General features: G+C 62.7%; 17 protein-coding genes. 13 read left to right on the top strand and 4 right to left on the bottom strand.

The features are described from left to right. Window positions 1-135 precede the first annotated feature (135 nt). A complete protein-coding gene (locus PQT43_RS18030; protein WP_375106774.1) occupies window positions 136-1,068 on the top strand; it encodes an SdiA-regulated domain-containing protein in 933 nt (310 codons plus the stop codon). A 97-nt stretch (window positions 1,069-1,165) separates the two neighbouring features. Then, on the top strand, window positions 1,166-2,074 hold the full coding sequence (locus PQT43_RS18025) for an SdiA-regulated domain-containing protein (protein ID WP_272754381.1): 909 nt from the start codon (window positions 1,166-1,168) through the stop codon (window positions 2,072-2,074). Window positions 2,075-2,161: 87 nt separating this feature from the next. On the opposite strand, the gene rpiA is transcribed toward PQT43_RS18025, so the two are convergent. Further along, the gene (rpiA, locus tag PQT43_RS18020; protein WP_110652449.1) at window positions 2,162-2,833 is read right to left on the bottom strand and encodes a ribose-5-phosphate isomerase RpiA; all 672 of its coding nucleotides are present in this window, start codon (window positions 2,831-2,833) and stop codon (window positions 2,162-2,164) included. Between the two features lie 228 nt (window positions 2,834-3,061). Here rpiA and ilvA point away from each other — a divergent pair, with 228 nt between their 5' ends. From ilvA to PQT43_RS18000, 4 genes are read left to right on the top strand one after another with little or no spacing between them, the layout of a single operon-like run. Next, complete coding sequence (ilvA, locus tag PQT43_RS18015; RefSeq protein ID WP_110594292.1) at window positions 3,062-4,576, top strand: threonine ammonia-lyase, biosynthetic; 1,515 nt, start codon at window positions 3,062-3,064, stop codon at window positions 4,574-4,576. Window positions 4,577-4,616: 40 nt separating this feature from the next. Beyond that, on the top strand, window positions 4,617-5,045 hold the full coding sequence (locus PQT43_RS18010) for a DUF2269 family protein (RefSeq protein ID WP_102881203.1): 429 nt from the start codon (window positions 4,617-4,619) through the stop codon (window positions 5,043-5,045). A gap of 15 nt (window positions 5,046-5,060) precedes the next feature. Further along, a complete protein-coding gene (locus PQT43_RS18005) occupies window positions 5,061-6,317 on the top strand; it encodes an SDR family oxidoreductase (protein WP_110594296.1) in 1,257 nt (418 codons plus the stop codon). Continuing rightward, window positions 6,314-6,781 (top strand): DUF2269 family protein, encoded by a 468-nt coding sequence (locus PQT43_RS18000; RefSeq protein WP_102862127.1) that lies wholly within the window; start codon window positions 6,314-6,316, stop codon window positions 6,779-6,781. The genes PQT43_RS18005 and PQT43_RS18000 overlap by 4 nt, the downstream gene beginning before the upstream one ends. A gap of 52 nt (window positions 6,782-6,833) precedes the next feature. On the opposite strand, the gene PQT43_RS17995 is transcribed toward PQT43_RS18000, so the two are convergent. Then, window positions 6,834-7,490: an HAD family hydrolase gene (locus PQT43_RS17995; RefSeq protein WP_102862126.1), complete on the bottom strand. Its 657-nt coding sequence runs from the start codon at window positions 7,488-7,490 to the stop codon at window positions 6,834-6,836. Window positions 7,491-7,634: 144 nt separating this feature from the next. Between PQT43_RS17995 and PQT43_RS17990 the strand changes: the two genes are divergently transcribed. Together PQT43_RS17990 and ptsP are read left to right on the top strand one after the other, a co-directional pair. Further along, window positions 7,635-8,114 carry an RNA pyrophosphohydrolase gene (locus PQT43_RS17990; protein ID WP_011064073.1) on the top strand — a complete coding sequence of 160 codons (480 nt, stop codon included), beginning with the start codon at window positions 7,635-7,637 and terminating at the stop codon, window positions 8,112-8,114. Between the two features lie 22 nt (window positions 8,115-8,136). After that, the gene (gene ptsP / locus PQT43_RS17985) at window positions 8,137-10,416 is read left to right on the top strand and encodes a phosphoenolpyruvate--protein phosphotransferase (RefSeq protein ID WP_102862125.1); all 2,280 of its coding nucleotides are present in this window, start codon (window positions 8,137-8,139) and stop codon (window positions 10,414-10,416) included. A gap of 73 nt (window positions 10,417-10,489) precedes the next feature. Here ptsP and PQT43_RS17980 read toward each other — a convergent pair whose 3' ends face one another. Next, the gene (locus PQT43_RS17980; RefSeq protein ID WP_272754380.1) at window positions 10,490-11,236 is read right to left on the bottom strand and encodes an NRDE family protein; all 747 of its coding nucleotides are present in this window, start codon (window positions 11,234-11,236) and stop codon (window positions 10,490-10,492) included. Window positions 11,237-11,359: 123 nt separating this feature from the next. Here PQT43_RS17980 and PQT43_RS17975 point away from each other — a divergent pair, with 123 nt between their 5' ends. From PQT43_RS17975 to PQT43_RS17960, 4 genes are all read left to right on the top strand, one after another. Continuing rightward, the gene (locus PQT43_RS17975; protein ID WP_102862123.1) at window positions 11,360-12,142 is read left to right on the top strand and encodes a sulfite exporter TauE/SafE family protein; all 783 of its coding nucleotides are present in this window, start codon (window positions 11,360-11,362) and stop codon (window positions 12,140-12,142) included. An 81-nt stretch (window positions 12,143-12,223) separates the two neighbouring features. Continuing rightward, window positions 12,224-13,033 carry a prolipoprotein diacylglyceryl transferase gene (gene lgt / locus PQT43_RS17970; protein WP_102862122.1) on the top strand — a complete coding sequence of 270 codons (810 nt, stop codon included), beginning with the start codon at window positions 12,224-12,226 and terminating at the stop codon, window positions 13,031-13,033. Window positions 13,034-13,079: 46 nt separating this feature from the next. Then, entirely contained in the window at window positions 13,080-14,051 is a 972-nt protein-coding gene (locus PQT43_RS17965; RefSeq protein WP_015637397.1) for a thymidylate synthase, read from the top strand. 179 nt (window positions 14,052-14,230) lie between these two features. Further along, window positions 14,231-14,818, top strand: coding sequence for an undecaprenyl-diphosphatase (locus PQT43_RS17960; RefSeq protein WP_110594299.1), 588 nt, complete (start codon window positions 14,231-14,233; stop codon window positions 14,816-14,818). A gap of 23 nt (window positions 14,819-14,841) precedes the next feature. Here PQT43_RS17960 and cadR read toward each other — a convergent pair whose 3' ends face one another. Continuing rightward, the gene (gene cadR / locus PQT43_RS17955; RefSeq protein ID WP_092308673.1) at window positions 14,842-15,291 is read right to left on the bottom strand and encodes a Cd(II)/Pb(II)-responsive transcriptional regulator; all 450 of its coding nucleotides are present in this window, start codon (window positions 15,289-15,291) and stop codon (window positions 14,842-14,844) included. An 88-nt stretch (window positions 15,292-15,379) separates the two neighbouring features. Between cadR and PQT43_RS17950 the strand changes: the two genes are divergently transcribed. Then, the gene (locus tag PQT43_RS17950; protein ID WP_272754379.1) at window positions 15,380-17,701 is read left to right on the top strand and encodes a heavy metal translocating P-type ATPase; all 2,322 of its coding nucleotides are present in this window, start codon (window positions 15,380-15,382) and stop codon (window positions 17,699-17,701) included. Window positions 17,702-17,767: the final 66 nt, after the last annotated feature.

The following is a 17,767-nucleotide window of genomic DNA, read 5'->3' as shown; positions in this document are numbered from 1 at the left end:
ATCCGGCACACCTCGTAGAAAGATCACGGCCTTTTACTGTTTTTTCACATTCGTTCCGGATAATTCCTAGGTCTATGGTTCGCCGATCTGAACCCTGCGTGCTTTTAACCATGGCCGACCTCTGGAAATCTTGTGATGGACGCTCCTCCTCTGACTAAGCCTCTCGGCAGTCGTATGTCGCGTATTCGCCTGCGCATGCGCTGGTACTCCTGGCTGCTGCTGGCGGGTGTGATCTGCTATGGCGGTGCCAGTCTCCTGCATTGGGACGACCGTGGTGCGCTCTGGGTGCAGGAGCGGTTTGTCAGTCCTTCCGAGCGCAGCGCCAGCATCTGGCTACCCGGTTACCGTGTTGTCATCGATGCCAAGGCGCTGCCTGGCATGGAGAGCGATGAAGCGTCGGATCTCTCCTACAACCCGCAGACCAAAACTTTGTTTTCGGTGATGGGCAAGCATCCGTTCCTGGCGGAGCTGACCCTGCAAGGAGACGTCCTGCGCAAGATCCCTCTGGTGGGCTGGAGCAACCCGGAAGGGGTGGCAGTCTTGGAGAATGGCTTACTGGCGATAGTCGATGAGCGTCAGCATTCGCTGGTGATCGTCAAAGTTGATGCCAGTACCAAAGAGCTGAACATCGCCGATTTTCCGACCTACGACCTGGGCCCTTCGGAAGATCAGAACAAGGCTTTTGAAGCCATTGCCTGGAACCCGCGCAAGCAGCAACTGCTGTTGGGCGAGGAGCGTCCAGCGGCACTCTTCACCTGGAGCAGCGATGGCAGCCAGGCGCTCAAGGGCAGCAAGCAGAAACTCGCCAGCGAGGAGCTCGACTTGCGTAACCTCTCGGCCTTGGGCATTGACCCGCGCACCGGTCATACCCTGGTGCTGTCCGCCGACTCTCATCTGTTGCTGGAGCTGGACGAGCAGGGTGAGCAAGTCAGCTTCATGGCCTTGCTCGGCGGCTTCAACGGCCTGCAGAACACCATTCCCCGGGCCGAAGGCGTGGCCATGGATGAGGCCGGCAACCTGTACATGGTCAGCGAGCCCAATCTGTTCTATCGCTTCGAGAAGCAATGATCTCCTGGTCCGGCGCCTTTGCCGGATCGTCGATTAAGCTTGAATTCAGACGGCTGTGATATTTCATCAGCCTGTCCTGATTTCGAGTTCGCCCGCCATGTATCGTCTGACCCGCTTGCAACCTCTCTATCTGATCCTCTGCCTGATGGCGGTGCTGCTTGCCGCGTTTGCCCACAACCATCGGTTGTGGCAGCGCGCCTGGTTCGACTGGCAATCCTACTGGCAAGTGACGGCCCCGCAATCTCTGGGTCTGGGTGAATATCGAGTGGTACTGGAGGCGCAGCCTATTGAGGGGCTGGATGAGGTTTCGGCACTGACCTACGATCCGCTGCGCAACAGCCTGTTCACCGTGACCAACAAGAATTCCGAGCTGGTAGAGCTGTCCCTGGACGGGCAGGTCCTGCGGCGTATTGCTCTGCTGGGCTTTGGTGATCCGGAGGCAGTGGAGTTCATCAGCGCCAATACCTATGTGATCAGCGATGAACGGCAGCACCGGCTGATCAAGATTCAGCTGGACGACGAAACCACCGTGGTGGATGCGGCAGAGGCCGAGCAGATCACGCTCGGCGTGCACCTGTCGGGGAACAAGGGTTTTGAAGGTCTGGCTTACGATTCACAGGGCCAGCGTTTGTTCGTCGCCAAGGAACGCGACCCGATGCTGATCTATGAGGTGCAGGGCTTTCCCCATCACGATCCGGAAAAATCCTACGGGGTGCATGTGCTCAACAACCCCAAGCGGGATGCCGGGCTTTTTGTACGCGACCTCTCCAGCCTGCAATACGACGAGCGCAGCGGCCATCTGCTGGCCTTGTCGGACGAGTCGCGCCTGGTGGTTGAACTGGACGTCGACGGGCGCCCGCTGAGCACCCTGGCATTGGGCAAGGGCCGCCAGGGCCTGAGCAAGGCCGTGCCCCAGGCCGAAGGAATAGCCATGGATGACGACGGCACCCTGTATCTGGTGAGCGAGCCGAACCTGTTCTACGTCTTCAAGAAACCTGAACTGTAGAGGCGGTCGGGCGGCATTCTGCTTGCCAGCGAAGAGGCCCTTGGGACGGCCTTCGCCGGCAAGCCTGAGCCTACCCGCAGGGCAGGCTCAGGCCTTGAGGGTTTTCACCCCTTCGGCCGTACCCAGCAGCAGTACATCCGCAGGGCGCGCGGCGAACAGACCGTTGGTGACCACGCCAACGATGGCATTGATCTGGCGCTCCAGCTCCACCGGGTTGGTGATCTGCATGTTGTGCACGTCGAGGATGATATTGCCGTTGTCGGTGATCACCCCTTCGCGGTACACCGGGTCGCCGCCCAGTTTTACCAACTCGCGGGCTACGTGACTGCGGGCCATCGGGATCACTTCAACCGGCAGTGGGAAGTTGCCCAGCACCGGTACCAGCTTGCTGGCGTCGGCGATGCAGATAAAGGTCTTGGCCACGGCGGCCACGATCTTTTCCCGGGTCAGGGCTGCGCCGCCGCCCTTGATCAGGTTCAGGTGCTCGTCGCTCTCGTCGGCACCGTCGACGTAGAACTCCAGGTCGCTGACGGTGTTGAGCTCGTACACCGGAATGCCGTGGCCCTTGAGGCGTGCGGCGGTGGCTTCAGAGCTGGCTACGGCGCCATCGAAGGCGCCCTTGTGCAGGGCCAGGGCATCGATGAAGCAGTTGGCGGTGGAGCCGGTGCCGACCCCGACGATGCTCTTGTCATCGAGTTTCGGAAGGATAAGGTCGACGGCGGCCTGGGCGACTGCCTGTTTGAGTTGATCCTGGGTCATGCGGGCTCCGAAGCGGGCAATGGGGGGGCACAAAGGCCGGCATTATAGGCGCCGCGACAGATCCGGTCATTGCCCGTTTGGCTAATCGGCCAGGCCGGGCGGGAGAGTTGGCAATACGGGGTAGGGCGGCGAGGGCGCCGGCTAAAACCTCTGTATTCGTGTGGTCGCCCGGGCAAACGCTGGGTTAGACTCCTTGGCCCTGCCCAACCCGCTCAGTGATGCTTTCCGATGCTCGAACAGTACGTCAAGAAGATCCTCACCTCGCGCGTTTATGACGTTGCCGTAGAAACCCCATTGCAGACTGCCCGCCAGCTCTCCGAGCGGCTGGGCAATCAGGTCTGGCTCAAGCGCGAAGACTTGCAGCCGGTGTTCTCGTTCAAGATTCGCGGCGCCTACAACAAGCTGACCCAACTCAGCGACGCCGAACGCGCCCGTGGCGTGGTCACCGCATCGGCGGGCAACCATGCTCAAGGCCTGGCCCTGGCGGCCAAGGTGCTGGGGGTCAAGGCCACCATCGTGATGCCCAAGACCACGCCGGAGATCAAGGTTGAAGGCGTGCGCTCCCGCGGCGGCAAGGTGGTGCTGCATGGCGACTCTTTCCCCGAAGCGCTGGCCTATTCGCTGAAGCTGGTGGATGAAAAAGGCTACGTCTATATCCACCCTTACGACGATCCCCACACCATTGCCGGGCAGGGCACTGTGGCCATGGAGATTCTGCGTCAGCACCCGGGGCCACTGGACGCGATTTTCGTGCCGGTGGGCGGCGGCGGGCTGATTGCCGGTATTGCCGCTTATGTGAAGTACCTGCGTCCTGAGATCAAGGTGATCGGTGTCGAGCCGGATGACTCCAACTGCCTGCAAGCGGCCATGGCAGCGGGTGAGCGGGTCGTGCTGCCGACGGTGGGCATTTTCGCCGACGGCGTGGCGGTGGCGCAGATCGGTCAGCACACCTTCGATATCTGCAAGGACTATGTGGATGAAGTGATCACCGTCAGCACCGATGAAATCTGTGCGGCAATCAAGGACATCTACGACGATACCCGCTCGATCACCGAACCTGCCGGCGCTTTGGGCGTTGCGGGGATCAAGAAGTACGTCGAGCAGCGCGGTATCACCGGGCAGACCCTGGTGGCCATCGATTCCGGGGCCAACGTCAATTTCGACCGCCTGCGCCACGTCGCCGAGCGCGCCGAGCTGGGCGAGGGCCGCGAAGCCATCATCGCCGTAACCATTCCCGAGAAACCGGGCAGCTTCAAGGCGTTCTGCGAGGCGGTGGGCAAGCGTCAGATCACCGAATTCAACTACCGCTACAACACCGGCAGCGAAGCCCATATCTTTGTCGGCGTTCAGACCCACCCGGAAAATGATCCACGTAGCGCCCTGGTCGCCAGCCTGACCGAGCAGGGTTTTCCGGTGATCGACCTGACCGACAACGAACTGGCCAAGCTGCATATCCGTTACATGGTCGGTGGCCATGCCGAGAAGGTCAGCGACGAAGTGGTGCTGCGCTTCGAGTTCCCGGAGCGTCCGGGGGCATTGTTCAACTTCCTCAACAAACTGGGCGGGCGCTGGAACATCTCCATGTTCCATTACCGTAACCATGGTGCGGCCGATGGCCGAGTGGTCGCCGGCCTGCAAGTACCGGCCGATGAACGTCATCTGGTACCGGCGGCTCTGGAGCAGATCGGCTATCCGTACTGGGATGAAAGCGATAACCCGGCTTATCAGCTGTTCCTCGGCTGAGCGACTACGCTGAGGATCGGAGCCTTAAGGAAGCGAGAACATGGAAACACTGACCACGCTGAAGACGCTTCATGTGCTGGCTACCGTGCTGCTCTTGGGCAGTGCGCTGGGTTTGGCGATCTGGGTCTGGCGCTTGCGCCGCCAAGGTGATGCGACGGTCTACAGCCGCGTGCTGCACCGCCCGGGACTGTTCGGCTGGCTGCTGCTTGCGGTGGGTTTGCTGGCCCTGCCATTCAGCGGCTGGTGGCTGGTGCATCTGGTGGGTTGGCCGCTGGGGCAGACCTGGATTCTGGGCTCCAGTGTGCTCTACACCCTGGGCGCTCTGGCCTGGCTCTGGCTGATGGTGCGCCTCAACCGCCTGCGTCTGGCCAAGGCGGCCAGTGGCCTGACCTTCACCCTGGCGCTGGCAATCTTCAGTGCGGTGTGTTTCGTCACCATTGCTGGCCTCATGGGCGCCAAGCCGGTCTAAGTCTTAAGGATTGCCATGAAGGTTGTTCTGGTGGGGGCGACAGGGTTTGTCGGCCGTCATCTGCTGGCGGCGTTGCACGCCGCCGGCCATCAGCTCATCGCCACCAGTCGCCATCGGCAAACCCGGAGTCTGCCTGGCGTGGAATGGCGGCAACTGGACCTCGATCGCCTGGGCCTTGAGCCCCAGCCTTTTGACTTGCCCGCTGATACCGACCTGTTGATCAACGCTGCCGGGTTGTTGAGCAATGATGCCCAGGCGTTGACCCTGACTCAGGATCTGGGGACTCGTGCGCTGTTTGATCTGGCGGCGGCCCGGGGTGTGCGGGTGTTGCAGATTTCCGCCTTGGGCGCCGGCCAGCAGCCGCAAGTGCCGTTTCTGGCGAGCAAGGCGGCTGCGGATGATTACCTGCTGCGCCTGGGGATTCCGGCCGTGGTGTTGCGGCCATCCCTGGTGCTCGGTGCGGGTGGCGCCAGCAGTGGCTGGCTGGCCCGGCTGTCGCCCTGGCCGCTGATTCCGTTGTTGTCCGCCAAGGCTCGAATGCAGCCCCTGCATGTGGATGACCTGAGTGCTGCCGTGCTTGCGTTGATCGGACAATGGCCCGCGCAGTCCATGGTGCTGCCGCTGGTTGGCCCTGAACGGCTGACCATGGCGCAGTTGCTGGATCGTCTGCGTGCGGCTCAGGGCTGGGCCCCGGCGCGCTACTTCCAGTTGCCCTCAGTGGTCCTGGCGCTGGTCGCAAGGGTGGGGGAGCGCCTGGGCTGGCGGGCCCTGAACCGGCAGAGCCTGAGCATGGCCCGTTGCGACAACCTGGGGGACCCTGAAGTACTGGCGTCGGTCTGCGGTTATCACGCCGCGCCCTTGGCAGCCCGGCTGCAAGACTGGCCGCAGGCCGCGCAGAGCACCCAGTTGGCCCTGCGACCGTTGCTGCTGGCGGTCATGGTGCTGATCTGGCTGGGTACGGCGGTGGTGTGCATCGGTCCCGGCTATGACTGGGGCTTGCGGATCATGGCCGAGGCCGGGGTGCAGGGCGCCTGGGCGGTACTGGCGGTGATCGCGGGATCGCTCTGCGACGCGGTGCTGGGTGTCGGTCTGCTGCTGCGGCGTTGGCGCCGGCGGGCCCTGCAGGCGCAGCTCGCACTGATGCTCGGCTACACCCTGATCATCAGTCTGATCCTGCCGCATTTCTGGTTTGACCCTTATGCCGCCGTGGCCAAGAACCTGGTGCTGATGGTGGCGACCCTATGGCTGTTGTGGACTGAACCCCGTCGATGAGTGCTTATCTGCTGTTGAAAACCCTGCATATCCTGTCCTCGACCGTTCTTTTCGGCCTCGGCGCGGGCTCGGCCTATTACGCACTGCGGGCCTGGCGCAGCGGCAAGCTGGAAGTGATTGCCGTGACATTCAAGCATTTGGTGTTCGCCGATTGGGCCTTTACTGCAACGACGGCCGTCTTCCAGCCGTTGAGTGGGCTGGGATTGGTGCATCTGGCGGGCTGGCCGATCCAGCAAGCCTGGCTGATGTGGAGCTTGGGGCTCTATGTCCTGGCGGGGCTGTGCTGGTTGCCGGTGGTCTGGTTGCAGATCCGGGTGCACAAGATGGCTGAGCAGGCGCTGCGGGACGGCGTGCCGATGCCACTGCGGGCCAATCTTTACATGCGCTGGTGGTTCGCCTTGGGCTGGCCGGCGTTTCTGGCCTTCATGGCGATTTTCTATCTGATGGTGGCCAAGCCGGTTTAGCAGCCTTCGCCGGCAAGCCGGCTCCTACGGCTTGTAGGAGCCGGCGCAGCGCTCAATCCCGCAGGCTGATCACCTGCCAGCCGCGCTTCAGAGCCTCGGCCCGCAGGTTTGGATCAGGGTCGACGGCCACTGGGGTGGCCACTTGCTCCAGCAACGGCAGATCGTTCATCGAGTCGCTGTAGAAGTAGCTGCCTTCCAGGTCATGACCGGTTTCTTCCAGCCAGCGCTGCAGGCGGATGACCTTGCCTTCACGGAAGCACGGTACGTCGGTGCTGCGTCCGGTGTAGCGGCCGTCCTGCATTTCGCATTCGGTGGCGATCAGGTGTTCCACCCCCAGGCGCTCGGCGATCGGCGCGGTGATGAAACGATTGGTGGCGGTGATGATCACCAGCTTGTCGCCGGCCTCGCGGTGCTGGGCCAGCAGGGCCTGGGCCTTGGGCAGCAGGATGGGCTCGATGCAGTCGCGCATGTAGTCGCGATGCCATTGCTCAAGCACGGCCATCTCGGTGCGGCCGAGGATTTCCAGGCAGAAGTTCAGGTAGGCGGCGTTGTCGAGTTTGCCGGCCAGGTAGTCCTGGTAGAACTCGTCGTTGCGGGTCTTGTAGGCGACGGCGTCGAGGAAGCCCCGCTCGCACAGGTAGTCGCCCCAGGCGTGGTCGCTGTCGCCGCCCAGAAGCGTGTTGTCCAAGTCGAATAAAGCCAGGCGCATTGCAGTTACTCGCTGAAAAGTCGCGGAAAAAGGTGCCCAGAATACGGTCTTTTCACAAGAGTGCACATAAGGTAAGCAGCCTCGTTGCTGCATTCCCAAGCTTTGTGGAACAATGCGGCGACATGCGTTTGCGAGGTTGTAGCCGTGATCGACCCCGATGGTTTCCGCCCCAATGTCGGGATCATTCTGACCAATGATGCCGGACAGGTGCTATGGGCTCGCCGTATCAATCAAGATGCCTGGCAGTTTCCTCAAGGGGGCATCAACCCCGACGAGACGCCGGAAGACGCCTTGTATCGCGAGTTGAACGAAGAAGTAGGGCTGGAGCGCGAAGATGTGCAAATTCTCGCCTGCACCCGGGGCTGGTTGCGCTATCGTTTGCCGCAGCGTCTGGTCCGGACCCACAGCCAGCCGCTGTGCATCGGCCAGAAACAGAAATGGTTTCTCCTGCGCCTGATCTCCAACGAGCAGCGGGTGCGGATGGATTTGACCGGTAAACCGGAATTCGATGGCTGGCGCTGGGTCAGTTATTGGTATCCGTTGGGCCAGGTGGTGACATTCAAGCGCGAAGTGTATCGCCGCGCTCTCAAAGAGCTTGCCCCGCGCCTTTTAGTGCGCGACTGACGACGGAGTTCGACCCCGAGCCATGCTCAATACGCTGCGCAAGATCGTCCAGGAAGTTAACTCCGCCAAGGATCTCAAGGCGGCGTTAGGGATTATTGTATTGCGCGTCAAAGAGGCCATGGGCAGCCAGGTCTGCTCGGTCTATCTGCTGGACCCGGAAACCAACCGTTTTGTGCTGATGGCCACCGAAGGCTTGAACAAGCGTTCCATCGGCAAGGTCAGCATGGCCCCCAACGAAGGCCTGGTGGGCCTGGTGGGCACGCGGGAAGAGCCCCTCAACCTGGAAAACGCCGCCGATCACCCGCGTTATCGCTACTTCGCCGAAACCGGTGAGGAGCGTTACGCCTCGTTCCTCGGCGCCCCGATCATTCACCATCGCCGCGTAGTGGGTGTTCTGGTCATCCAGCAGAAAGAACGCCGCCAGTTCGATGAGGGCGAAGAAGCCTTCCTGGTGACCATGAGCGCGCAACTGGCCGGGGTGATCGCCCACGCCGAGGCCACCGGTTCGATCCGCGGCCTGGGGCGTCAGGGCAAGGGTATTCAGGAAGCCAAGTTTGTCGGCGTGCCAGGTTCCCCCGGCGCCGCGGTAGGTAGCGCGGTGGTGATGTTGCCACCGGCTGATCTGGATGTGGTCCCGGACAAATACATCACCGACATCGACGCTGAACTGGCGCTGTTCAAGACCGCCCTGGAAGGGGTGCGCGCCGATATGCGGGCGTTGTCGGAAAAACTCGCGACCCAACTGCGTCCGGAAGAGCGCGCGCTGTTCGACGTCTATCTGATGATGCTCGACGACGCCTCCCTGGGCAGCGAAGTGAAGACCGTGATCAAGACCGGGCAATGGGCCCAGGGTGCGTTGCGCCAAGTGGTCACCGATCACGTCAACCGTTTCGAACTGATGGACGACGCCTACCTGCGCGAGCGCGCCTCGGACGTCAAGGACCTGGGGCGGCGGCTCCTGGCCTATCTGCAGGAAGAGCGCCAGCAGACCCTGGTCTACCCCGACAACACCATCCTGGTCAGTGAAGAACTGACCCCGGCCATGCTCGGCGAAGTGCCGGAAGGCAAGCTGGTGGGGCTGGTCTCGGTGCTGGGTTCGGGCAACTCCCACGTGGCCATCCTGGCCCGGGCCATGGGCATTCCCACGGTGATGGGCCTTGTCGACCTGCCGTACTCCAAGGTCGATGGCATCCAGATGATCGTCGACGGCTATCACGGCGAGGTCTATACCAACCCCAGTGACGTGCTGCGCAAGCAGTTCGCCGATGTGGTGGAAGAAGAGCGGCAACTGGCCCAGGGCCTGGACGCATTGCGCGACCTGCCTTGCATCACCCCTGATGGCCACCGCATGCCGCTGTGGGTCAACACCGGCCTGCTGGCCGATGTGGCCCGGGCGCAGAAGCGCGGTGCCGAGGGCGTAGGCCTGTATCGCACCGAAGTGCCGTTCATGATCAACCAGCGCTTTCCCAGCGAGAAAGAACAGCTGGCGATCTATCGCGAGCAGTTGGCGGCCTTCCATCCGCAACCGGTGACCATGCGCAGCCTGGACATCGGTGGCGACAAGTCGCTGTCATACTTCCCGATCAAGGAAGACAACCCCTTCCTCGGCTGGCGCGGCATCCGCGTGACCCTCGACCACCCGGAAATTTTCCTGGTGCAGGCTCGGGCCATGCTCAAGGCCAGCGAGGGCCTGAACAACCTGCGCATCCTGCTGCCGATGATTTCCGGTATCCATGAGCTGGAAGAAGCCCTGCACCTGATCCACCGTGCCTGGGGTGAAGTCCGCGATGAAGGCACCGACGTGCCCATGCCGCCAGTGGGGGTGATGATCGAGATTCCGGCGGCGGTGTATCAGACCCGGGAATTGGCGCGCCAGGTGGACTTCCTCTCGGTGGGCTCCAACGACCTGACCCAGTACCTGCTGGCGGTAGACCGCAACAACCCGCGGGTCGCCGACCTCTACGACTACCTGCATCCGGCCGTGCTGCAAGCGCTGCAGAACGTGGTGCGTGACGCCCACGCCGAAGGCAAGCCGGTGAGCATCTGTGGCGAAATGGCCGGTGATCCGGCGGCGGCGGTGCTGCTGATGGCCATGGGTTTCGACAGCCTGTCGATGAACGCCACCAACTTGCCGAAAGTGAAGTGGATGCTGCGTCAGATCAACATGAGCAAAGCCAAGGAACTGCTGGACGAGATGATGACCATCGACAACCCGCAAGTTATCCACAGCTCGCTGCAATTGGCGCTGAAGAAACTCGGCCTGGCACGGATGATCAATCCGGCTTCGAGCAAGACCCTGTAATCGAAGTATTTGCTTCGCCGGCCAGCCGACTCCTACAACGGCCTGTGTAGGAGCCGGCTGGCTGGCGAACGTTTCACACTTTCAGCTCGACCTCTCCCAGATGCCCGCCATAAGGGCCAAAACTGCGCTCCAGCAGATGCCGCGAGCCGTCCGCGTTGACGATCAGCGCGGTGCTGGCGCGGGTGCCGTAGCTGGGGCTGGCGATGAATACGCTGGACAGCAGGCTTTCCGTAGCCAAACCCACTCCGGTGTCCGGCAGTTCGGCGAAGGGCGCGGTGTGCGGATCGCTGAGTAACGCCAGCAGGGCCTGGGGTTGTGGATTGGACAGCACTTCCTGCAGCGCGGCCTTGGCCTTGAGCAGCTTGGGCCACGGCGTATCGAGCCCGGCATTGGACAGGCCGTAGACGCCGGGCTTGAGCATTTGCGGTTGCACATCCTGAGCGTTGTAGTGCCACAGTTGCTCAGCTGTGCCCAGCAACAGGTTGAACCCGGCGTACTCCACCGAACGTCCCACCACATCGTGCAGATAATCTTCCAGGGCTACGTCGCCAGCGAGAAAGCGCGCCACCAGTTCGCCCCGGGAGCGTCGTGCCGGGGGCTGATGCGGGTTGCGGATGTTGGTCAGGGCGGCAAAGCGGCCATTGGCACCGACACCAAGCCAGGTGCCTCCGGCCTCCAGGTCGCGTCCGGCGTGGATCTGCGGCGACTCCGGCCATTGCCCCAGGGGCAGGCTGGGCCGGGCGTAAAACTCGTCACGGTTGGCCGCGACGATCAGTGGCTGAGCATGACCCGGCCGCCAGGCGAATACGATCAAGCACATTAAGGTGGCCCCCTGTGTGTTTTTGCCCACTTTACGCACAGATCCAATGGGTATCCATCGCCATCCAGTGGAGTCCGGGGCGGCGCATCCGTTACCATGCCGGTCTTATTTTCGGATGCTCCCATGGAATTTCTGCTCTATCTGCTGCTGGGCGCCTGTGCAGGTGTGCTGGCCGGGCTGTTCGGCGTGGGCGGCGGGATCATCATTGTCCCGGTGCTTGTGTTCAGTTTCACCCTGCAAGGCTTCGATGCCTCGGTGCTGACCCATCTGGCGGTCGGCACTTCTCTGGCCAGCATCATCTTTACCTCGGTCAACGCCGTTCGCGAACACCATCGCCGTGGCGCGGTGCGCTGGCCAATCTTTGCCTGGATGGCCCTGGGCATCCTGCTGGGAGCCGGTTTCGGCGCGCTGACCGCCGAAGCGATTTCCGGCCCGCACCTGCAAAAAATTATCGGCGTCTTCGCCCTGGTGGTGGCCTTGCAGATGACCCTGGAGCTCAAGCCCAAGGCCAGTCGCCAGGTGCCCGGCAAGCTGGGGCTGGCGGCGGCCGGCGGTGTGATCGGCTGGGCTTCGGCGATCTTCGGCATTGGCGGCGGTTCGCTGACGGTGCCGTTTCTCACCTGGCGCAGCGTACCGATGCAGCAGGCGGTGGCTACATCCTCGGCGTGCGGCTTGCCCATCGCCCTGGCCAGCGCCTTAAGTTTCATGATTCTGGGCTGGCATGATCCGCAGCTTCCGGCTCATAGTCTCGGCTTCGTTTATTTGCCGGCGCTGCTGGGCATTGCCCTGACCAGCATGGTGTTCGCCCGGATTGGCGCGCGCCTGGCCCACACACTGTCGCCACGCCTGTTGAAACGCTTGTTCGCCGCGCTACTGTTCTGCGTGGGGATCAGCTTCCTGTTCTGAGTGGTGACGCAATCCTGGCTTAATCCTGGGCTGGCAGTTTGCCCCGGGACATTTGAGTTCTAACCCTTACGAGGAGTCGCAATGCTGCCTTACCCGCAGATTGATCCGGTAGCGCTGGCCATCGGCCCGCTGAAAATCCACTGGTACGGCCTGATGTACCTGATCGGCATTGGCGGCGCCTGGTTGCTGGCGTCGCGCCGGCTGAACCGTTTCGATCCGACCTGGAGCAAGGAGAAGCTCTCGGACATGGTGTTCTGGATGTCCATGGGGGTGATCGTCGGTGGGCGACTGGGTTACGTGCTGTTCTACGACCTCAGCGCCTATCTGGCCAACCCGACCCTGATCTTCGAGGTATGGAAGGGCGGCATGTCGTTCCACGGCGGTTTCATCGGAGTAATGCTGGCGGCCTGGTGGTTCGGCAAGCGCAACAACAAGACTTTCTTCGAACTGATGGACTTCGTCGCGCCCATGGTGCCAATCGGCCTGGGTGCCGGGCGAATCGGCAATTTCATCAACGCCGAATTGTGGGGCAAACCCACCGACGTGCCATGGGCGATGATCTTCCCGCCGTTCAGCGATCCGGCGCAGTTGCCGCGTCATCCGTCGCAGTTGTATCAGTTCGCCCTGGAAGGCGTGGCGTTGTTCCTGATCCTGTGGCTGTTCTCGCGCAAACCTCGGCCGACCATGGCGGTTTCCGGTATGTTCGCCCTGTTCTACGGGATCTTCCGTTTCATCGTCGAGTTCGTCCGGGTGCCGGACGCACAGCTGGGCTACCTGGCGTGGAACTGGCTGACCATGGGTCAGGTTCTGTGCGTGCCGATGATCCTCGGCGGCCTGGGACTGATCTGGCTGGCTTATCATCGCGCTCCGGCCCAGAGCGCGGCGCAATAAATTCGAATCCCGGGGCGTGCCCCGGGTTCAAGGATGCAGGTAATTCATGAAGCAATATCTTGATCTGGTGGCCCACGTCATCAACAACGGCACCAAGCAGGCCAACCGCACCGGTGTGAACACCATCAGCTTTCCCGGGGCCATGCTGCGCTACGACCTCAAGGAAGGTTTCCCGGCCATCACCACCCGCAAGATGGCCTTCAAGTCGGCCATCGGCGAGATGGTCGGCTTCCTGCGCGGGGTGAACAACGCCGCCGAGTTCCGTGCCCTGGGCTGCAAGGTCTGGGACCAGAACGCCAACGAAAACGCTCAGTGGCTGGCCAACCCGTTCCGCCAGGGCGATGACGATCTGGGCGAGATCTACGGCGTGCAGTGGCGCAAGTGGCCGGCCTACAAGCAGATCAAGACCAGCAACCAGGCCGCCATTGACCTGGCATTGAGCCAGGGCTACCGGCAGATCGCCGCCGGCGAGGAAGACGGCCAGGGTTACGTGGTGCTGTACAAGGCCATCGATCAGGTGCGCCAGTGCGTTGACACCATCATCAACGACCCGGGCAGCCGGCGAATCCTGTTCCACGGCTGGAACTGCGCGCAGCTGGATGAAATGGCCCTGCCGCCGTGTCATCTGCTGTACCAGTTCCACCCCAATGTCGAGACCCGGGAAATCTCCCTGACCCTCTACATCCGCTCCAACGACCTGGGGCTGGGGACGCCGTTCAACCTCACCGAAGGCGCCGCGCTGCTGAGCCTGATCGGCCGCCTGACCGGCTACACGCCGCGCTGGTTCACCTATTTCATCGGTGATGCCCACGTCTACGAAAACCACCTGGACATGCTCAACGAACAGCTCAAGCGCGAGCCGTTCCCGATGCCCAAGCTGGTGATTTCCGAGCGCGTGCCGGAGTTCGCCAAGACTGGCGTCTACCAGCCTGAATGGCTGGAACTGATCGAGCCGAGCGATTTCTCCCTGGAAGGCTACGAACACCACGCGCCGATGACCGCGCCGATGGCGGTTTAAGTCTTTTAGCGGCTGCACCCAGGGGCCGCGCGGCCCCTGTCGATTTCCCCCGACATCTTTATCGACCTTTGCCCGGGAGCTATTCCGGGCATTGCCCTGCCTGCCGGGCGTCAAGGCTCTCAGGAGTGGTCCGGGAAAGCCTGGACGTCGTCCTTTTGACGTTGATCGCGAGCCCCTGAATGGAAGAACTCAATCGCAGCCTGTTCCTGGCCATCAATGCCAGCGCCGAGGCATCGCTGCCGATGCGTGAACTGGCGATTTTTCTCGCCCAGTGGGTGGTCCTTTGTGTCCCGCTGCTGCTCCTGGTGCTCTGGGTCTTTGGCGAGCGCCGGCAGAAAATGATCGTCCTGCTGGCGACCTCGAGCATCGTGGTCGCCCTGGCCTGCAACCTGGTGATCCGTGGCCTGTGGTTTCATCCGCGGCCCTTCATGCTGGAGTTGGGGCAGAATTTCCTCGCCCATGCGCCTGGAGCCTCTTTCCCCAGCGACCACGCCAGCGGCATGTTCGCCATGGCTTTTGCCCTGATCCTGGCGTCCTTGCGCAAGACCGGGCTGGTCATGCTGGCCCTGGCCGTGCTGGTGAGCTGGGCGCGGGTCTACCTGGGCGTGCATTTCCCCTTCGATATTCTTGGCGGTTGCCTGGTGGGTTTGTTCAGCGCATGGCTGGTGCGCCTGGGCCTGGCCTGGCGACAGCTGGATCAGCGTCTGCTGGATGTACTGGAGTTTGTGTATCAGCGACTGCTGGCGGCGGGACGCCGGGGTTCCTGAAACCACGGCGCCCAGCCCCAGGCTCAATGCCCGTGGCTGCGGCCGACGTGGGACGGCTCGGCCTCGCTGGGGGCCACCGAACCGCTGACTTCCAGGCGCTGGAGGATGCCGCAGTGATCCAGGTCCGGCCCTTCGCTGCAGCGCTGGCGCAGGTCCAGCAGTTGTTCCTGGAGCACCAGTAGCCCGTCGATGCGCGCCTTGACGTGGTGGATGTGCTCGTCGATCAGGGCGTTGACGCTGGCGCACTGGCCTTCGGGGCTGTCCCGCAGGTTGAGCAGGCTGCGGATTTCCTCGAGGGTCATGTCCAGGCTGCGGCAGTTGCGGATAAAGGTCAGGCGCTCGGTGTGGGCCTGGGTGTAGAGGCGATAGTTGCCTTCGCTGCGGGCCGGTTCCGGCAGCAGTCCTTCGCGCTCGTAGTAACGGATGGTCTCGACCTGACAGTCGGTGAGTTTCGCCAGTTCGCCAATCTTCATTGCCGTCGTCTCCGAATGGGTGCTTGACCCTATAGTGGCTACAGGGTGTTCACTTGGCAACAAGCACCTCTATACGGACGCGACCCCTATGAGCGACTCCATTCACAACCCGCGCAAACCCGACGCCCAGCACGCCCATGCTGATCACGATCACGATCACGATCACGATCACAGCCATGCCCCTGCCTCTGTGGGCAAGCTGCAGCCGGTCAAGGCGCATGATCACGCCACCCACGGTGCCTCCTGCTGCGGTTCTGCCGGCCCGGCGCCGTCCAAGGTCACCCTGAGCGAAACACCGACTGCCGGCGCGCGTCTGAGCAGCTTCCGCATTGAAGCCATGGATTGCCCCACCGAGCAGACCCTGATCCAGAACAAGCTGGGCAAGCTGGCGGGGGTTCAGGCGCTGGAGTTCAACCTGATGAACCGCGTGCTGGGGGTGACCCACGACCTGTCGAGCACGACGCCGATCATCGAAGCGATCAAATCCCTGGGCATGCACGCCGAGCCTCTGCAGCAGGACGGCGCCGAAGTCGCGCCTGCCGCAGCGCCGGTGAAGAAAGCCTGGTGGCCGCTGGCCCTGTCCGGTATCGGCGCGCTGGCCGCCGAAGTCATTCACTTCACCAATGCCGCCCCCGACTGGGTCGTGGCGCTGGTGGCCCTGGTGTCGATCCTCAGTGGCGGCCTGGGCACCTACAAGAAGGGCTGGATCGCCCTGAAGAACCGCAACCTGAATATCAATGCACTGATGAGCATTGCCGTGACCGGTGCCGTGCTGATCGGCCAATGGCCGGAAGCGGCGATGGTGATGTTCCTGTTCACCGTGGCCGAGCTGATCGAGGCCCGCTCCCTGGACCGGGCGCGCAACGCCATCAGCGGCCTGATGCAGATGACCCCGGAACAGGTCACGGTGCAGCAGGCGGACGGCAGCTGGAGCGAACTGGAGGCGAAAAACGTCGAACTGGGCGCCCGCGTGCGAGTTCGCCCGGGAGAGCGCATCGGTCTGGACGGCGAGGTCGTGTCCGGCAGCTCGACCATCGACCAGGCGCCAATCACCGGTGAAAGCCTGCCGGTGGAAAAGACCGTGGGCGACAAGGTGTTCGCCGGCACCATCAACCAGGCCGGTTCCCTGGAATATCGCGTGACCGCCGCCGCCAACAACTCGACCCTGGCACGGATCATCCACGCCGTGGAGCAGGCTCAGGGCGCTCGGGCGCCGACTCAGCGCTTCGTCGATACCTTCTCGAAAATCTACACCCCGGCGGTATTCGCCTTTGCCCTGGCCGTGGCGCTGATTCCGCCGCTGTTCATGGGGGGCGTCTGGTTCGACTGGATCTACCGCGCCCTGGTGTTGCTGGTGGTGGCTTGTCCCTGTGCCCTGGTGATCTCCACCCCGGTGAGCATCGTCAGCGGCCTGGCGGCTGCGGCCCGCAAGGGCATCCTGGTCAAGGGCGGGGTCTACCTGGAGGGCGGTTACAAGCTCGACTACCTGGCCCTGGACAAGACCGGCACCATCACCCACGGCAAACCGGTACAGACCGATTTCCTGTCCCTGGACCCGTTGGCGCAGGACACGGCCCCGGCCCTGGCCGCGAGCCTGGCGGGACGTTCCGATCACCCGGTGTCCCTGGCCATTGCCCAGGCGGCTGTGGATAAACAGCTGGCCATGCACCCTGTGGATAACTTCGAAGCCCTGACCGGGCGCGGAGTGCGCGGCGAAATCAACGGTCAGCTGTATCACCTGGGCAACCACCGCCTGGTGGAAGAGCTGGGCCTGTGCTCCCCGGCCCTGGAGGAAAAACTCTTCGCCCTGGAGAAGCAAGGCAAGACCGTCGTCCTGTTGCTGGACAGCAATGGTCCCCTGGCACTGTTCGCCGTGGCCGACACGGTCAAGGAGTCCAGCCGCGAAGCCATCCAGCAGTTGCATGAGCTGGGGATCAAGACCCTGATGCTCACCGGCGACAACCCTCACACCGCCCAGGCCATTGCGGCCCAGGTGGGCATCGATCAGGCCCGGGGCGACCTGTTGCCCACCGACAAGCTGCAAGCTATCGAGGCGTTGTATGCCCAGGGGCATCGGGTGGGCATGGTGGGCGACGGCATCAACGACGCCCCGGCTCTGGCCCGTGCCGAGATAGGTTTCGCCATGGCCGCGGCGGGCACCGATACGGCCATCGAGACTGCGGATGTAGCGCTGATGGACGACGATCTGCGCAAGATTCCGGCTTTTATTCGCCTGTCGCGCCAGACCTCGGTGGTGCTCAAGCAAAATATCGCCCTGGCCCTGGTCATCAAGGCGATCTTTCTTGGGGTAACCTTTGCCGGGCTCGCCACCATGTGGATGGCGGTGTTTGCCGACATGGGCGTCAGCCTGCTGGTGGTATTCAACGGCCTGCGCCTGCTGCGCAAATAGGCCACCGTAGCGGCAAGCAACAAGCAACTGAGGGGAGAACCAGAGTGATGAACTCACACGCACCGG

The sequence above is a fragment of the Pseudomonas sp. BLCC-B112 genome (assembly GCF_028550695.1).
Lineage (GTDB): Bacteria > Pseudomonadota > Gammaproteobacteria > Pseudomonadales > Pseudomonadaceae > Aquipseudomonas > Aquipseudomonas danubii.
The sequence above is the reverse complement of the archived record's forward strand: the minus strand, read 5'-3'. Positions and strand labels throughout refer to the sequence as shown.

Excerpts from the sequence above, each read along its gene's own strand:
- PQT43_RS17995 (WP_102862126.1), bottom strand. The coding sequence starts at position 7,490 with ATGCGCCTGGCTTTATTCGACTTGGACAACACGCTTCTGGGCGGCGAC.
- PQT43_RS18000 (WP_102862127.1), top strand. The coding sequence starts at position 6,314 with ATGAGTGCTTATCTGCTGTTGAAAACCCTGCATATCCTGTCCTCGACC.
- PQT43_RS17950 (WP_272754379.1), top strand. The coding sequence starts at position 15,380 with ATGAGCGACTCCATTCACAACCCGCGCAAACCCGACGCCCAGCACGCC.
- PQT43_RS18030 (WP_375106774.1), top strand. The coding sequence starts at position 136 with ATGGACGCTCCTCCTCTGACTAAGCCTCTCGGCAGTCGTATGTCGCGT.
- PQT43_RS18010 (WP_102881203.1), top strand. The coding sequence starts at position 4,617 with ATGGAAACACTGACCACGCTGAAGACGCTTCATGTGCTGGCTACCGTG.
- ptsP (WP_102862125.1), top strand. The coding sequence starts at position 8,137 with ATGCTCAATACGCTGCGCAAGATCGTCCAGGAAGTTAACTCCGCCAAG.
- cadR (WP_092308673.1), bottom strand. The coding sequence starts at position 15,291 with ATGAAGATTGGCGAACTGGCGAAACTCACCGACTGTCAGGTCGAGACC.
- ilvA (WP_110594292.1), top strand. The coding sequence starts at position 3,062 with ATGCTCGAACAGTACGTCAAGAAGATCCTCACCTCGCGCGTTTATGAC.
- PQT43_RS17980 (WP_272754380.1), bottom strand. The coding sequence starts at position 11,236 with ATGTGCTTGATCGTATTCGCCTGGCGGCCGGGTCATGCTCAGCCACTG.
- PQT43_RS17965 (WP_015637397.1), top strand. The coding sequence starts at position 13,080 with ATGAAGCAATATCTTGATCTGGTGGCCCACGTCATCAACAACGGCACC.
- PQT43_RS17960 (WP_110594299.1), top strand. The coding sequence starts at position 14,231 with ATGGAAGAACTCAATCGCAGCCTGTTCCTGGCCATCAATGCCAGCGCC.
- rpiA (WP_110652449.1), bottom strand. The coding sequence starts at position 2,833 with ATGACCCAGGATCAACTCAAACAGGCAGTCGCCCAGGCCGCCGTCGAC.
- PQT43_RS18025 (WP_272754381.1), top strand. The coding sequence starts at position 1,166 with ATGTATCGTCTGACCCGCTTGCAACCTCTCTATCTGATCCTCTGCCTG.
- PQT43_RS17975 (WP_102862123.1), top strand. The coding sequence starts at position 11,360 with ATGGAATTTCTGCTCTATCTGCTGCTGGGCGCCTGTGCAGGTGTGCTG.
- lgt (WP_102862122.1), top strand. The coding sequence starts at position 12,224 with ATGCTGCCTTACCCGCAGATTGATCCGGTAGCGCTGGCCATCGGCCCG.
- PQT43_RS18005 (WP_110594296.1), top strand. The coding sequence starts at position 5,061 with ATGAAGGTTGTTCTGGTGGGGGCGACAGGGTTTGTCGGCCGTCATCTG.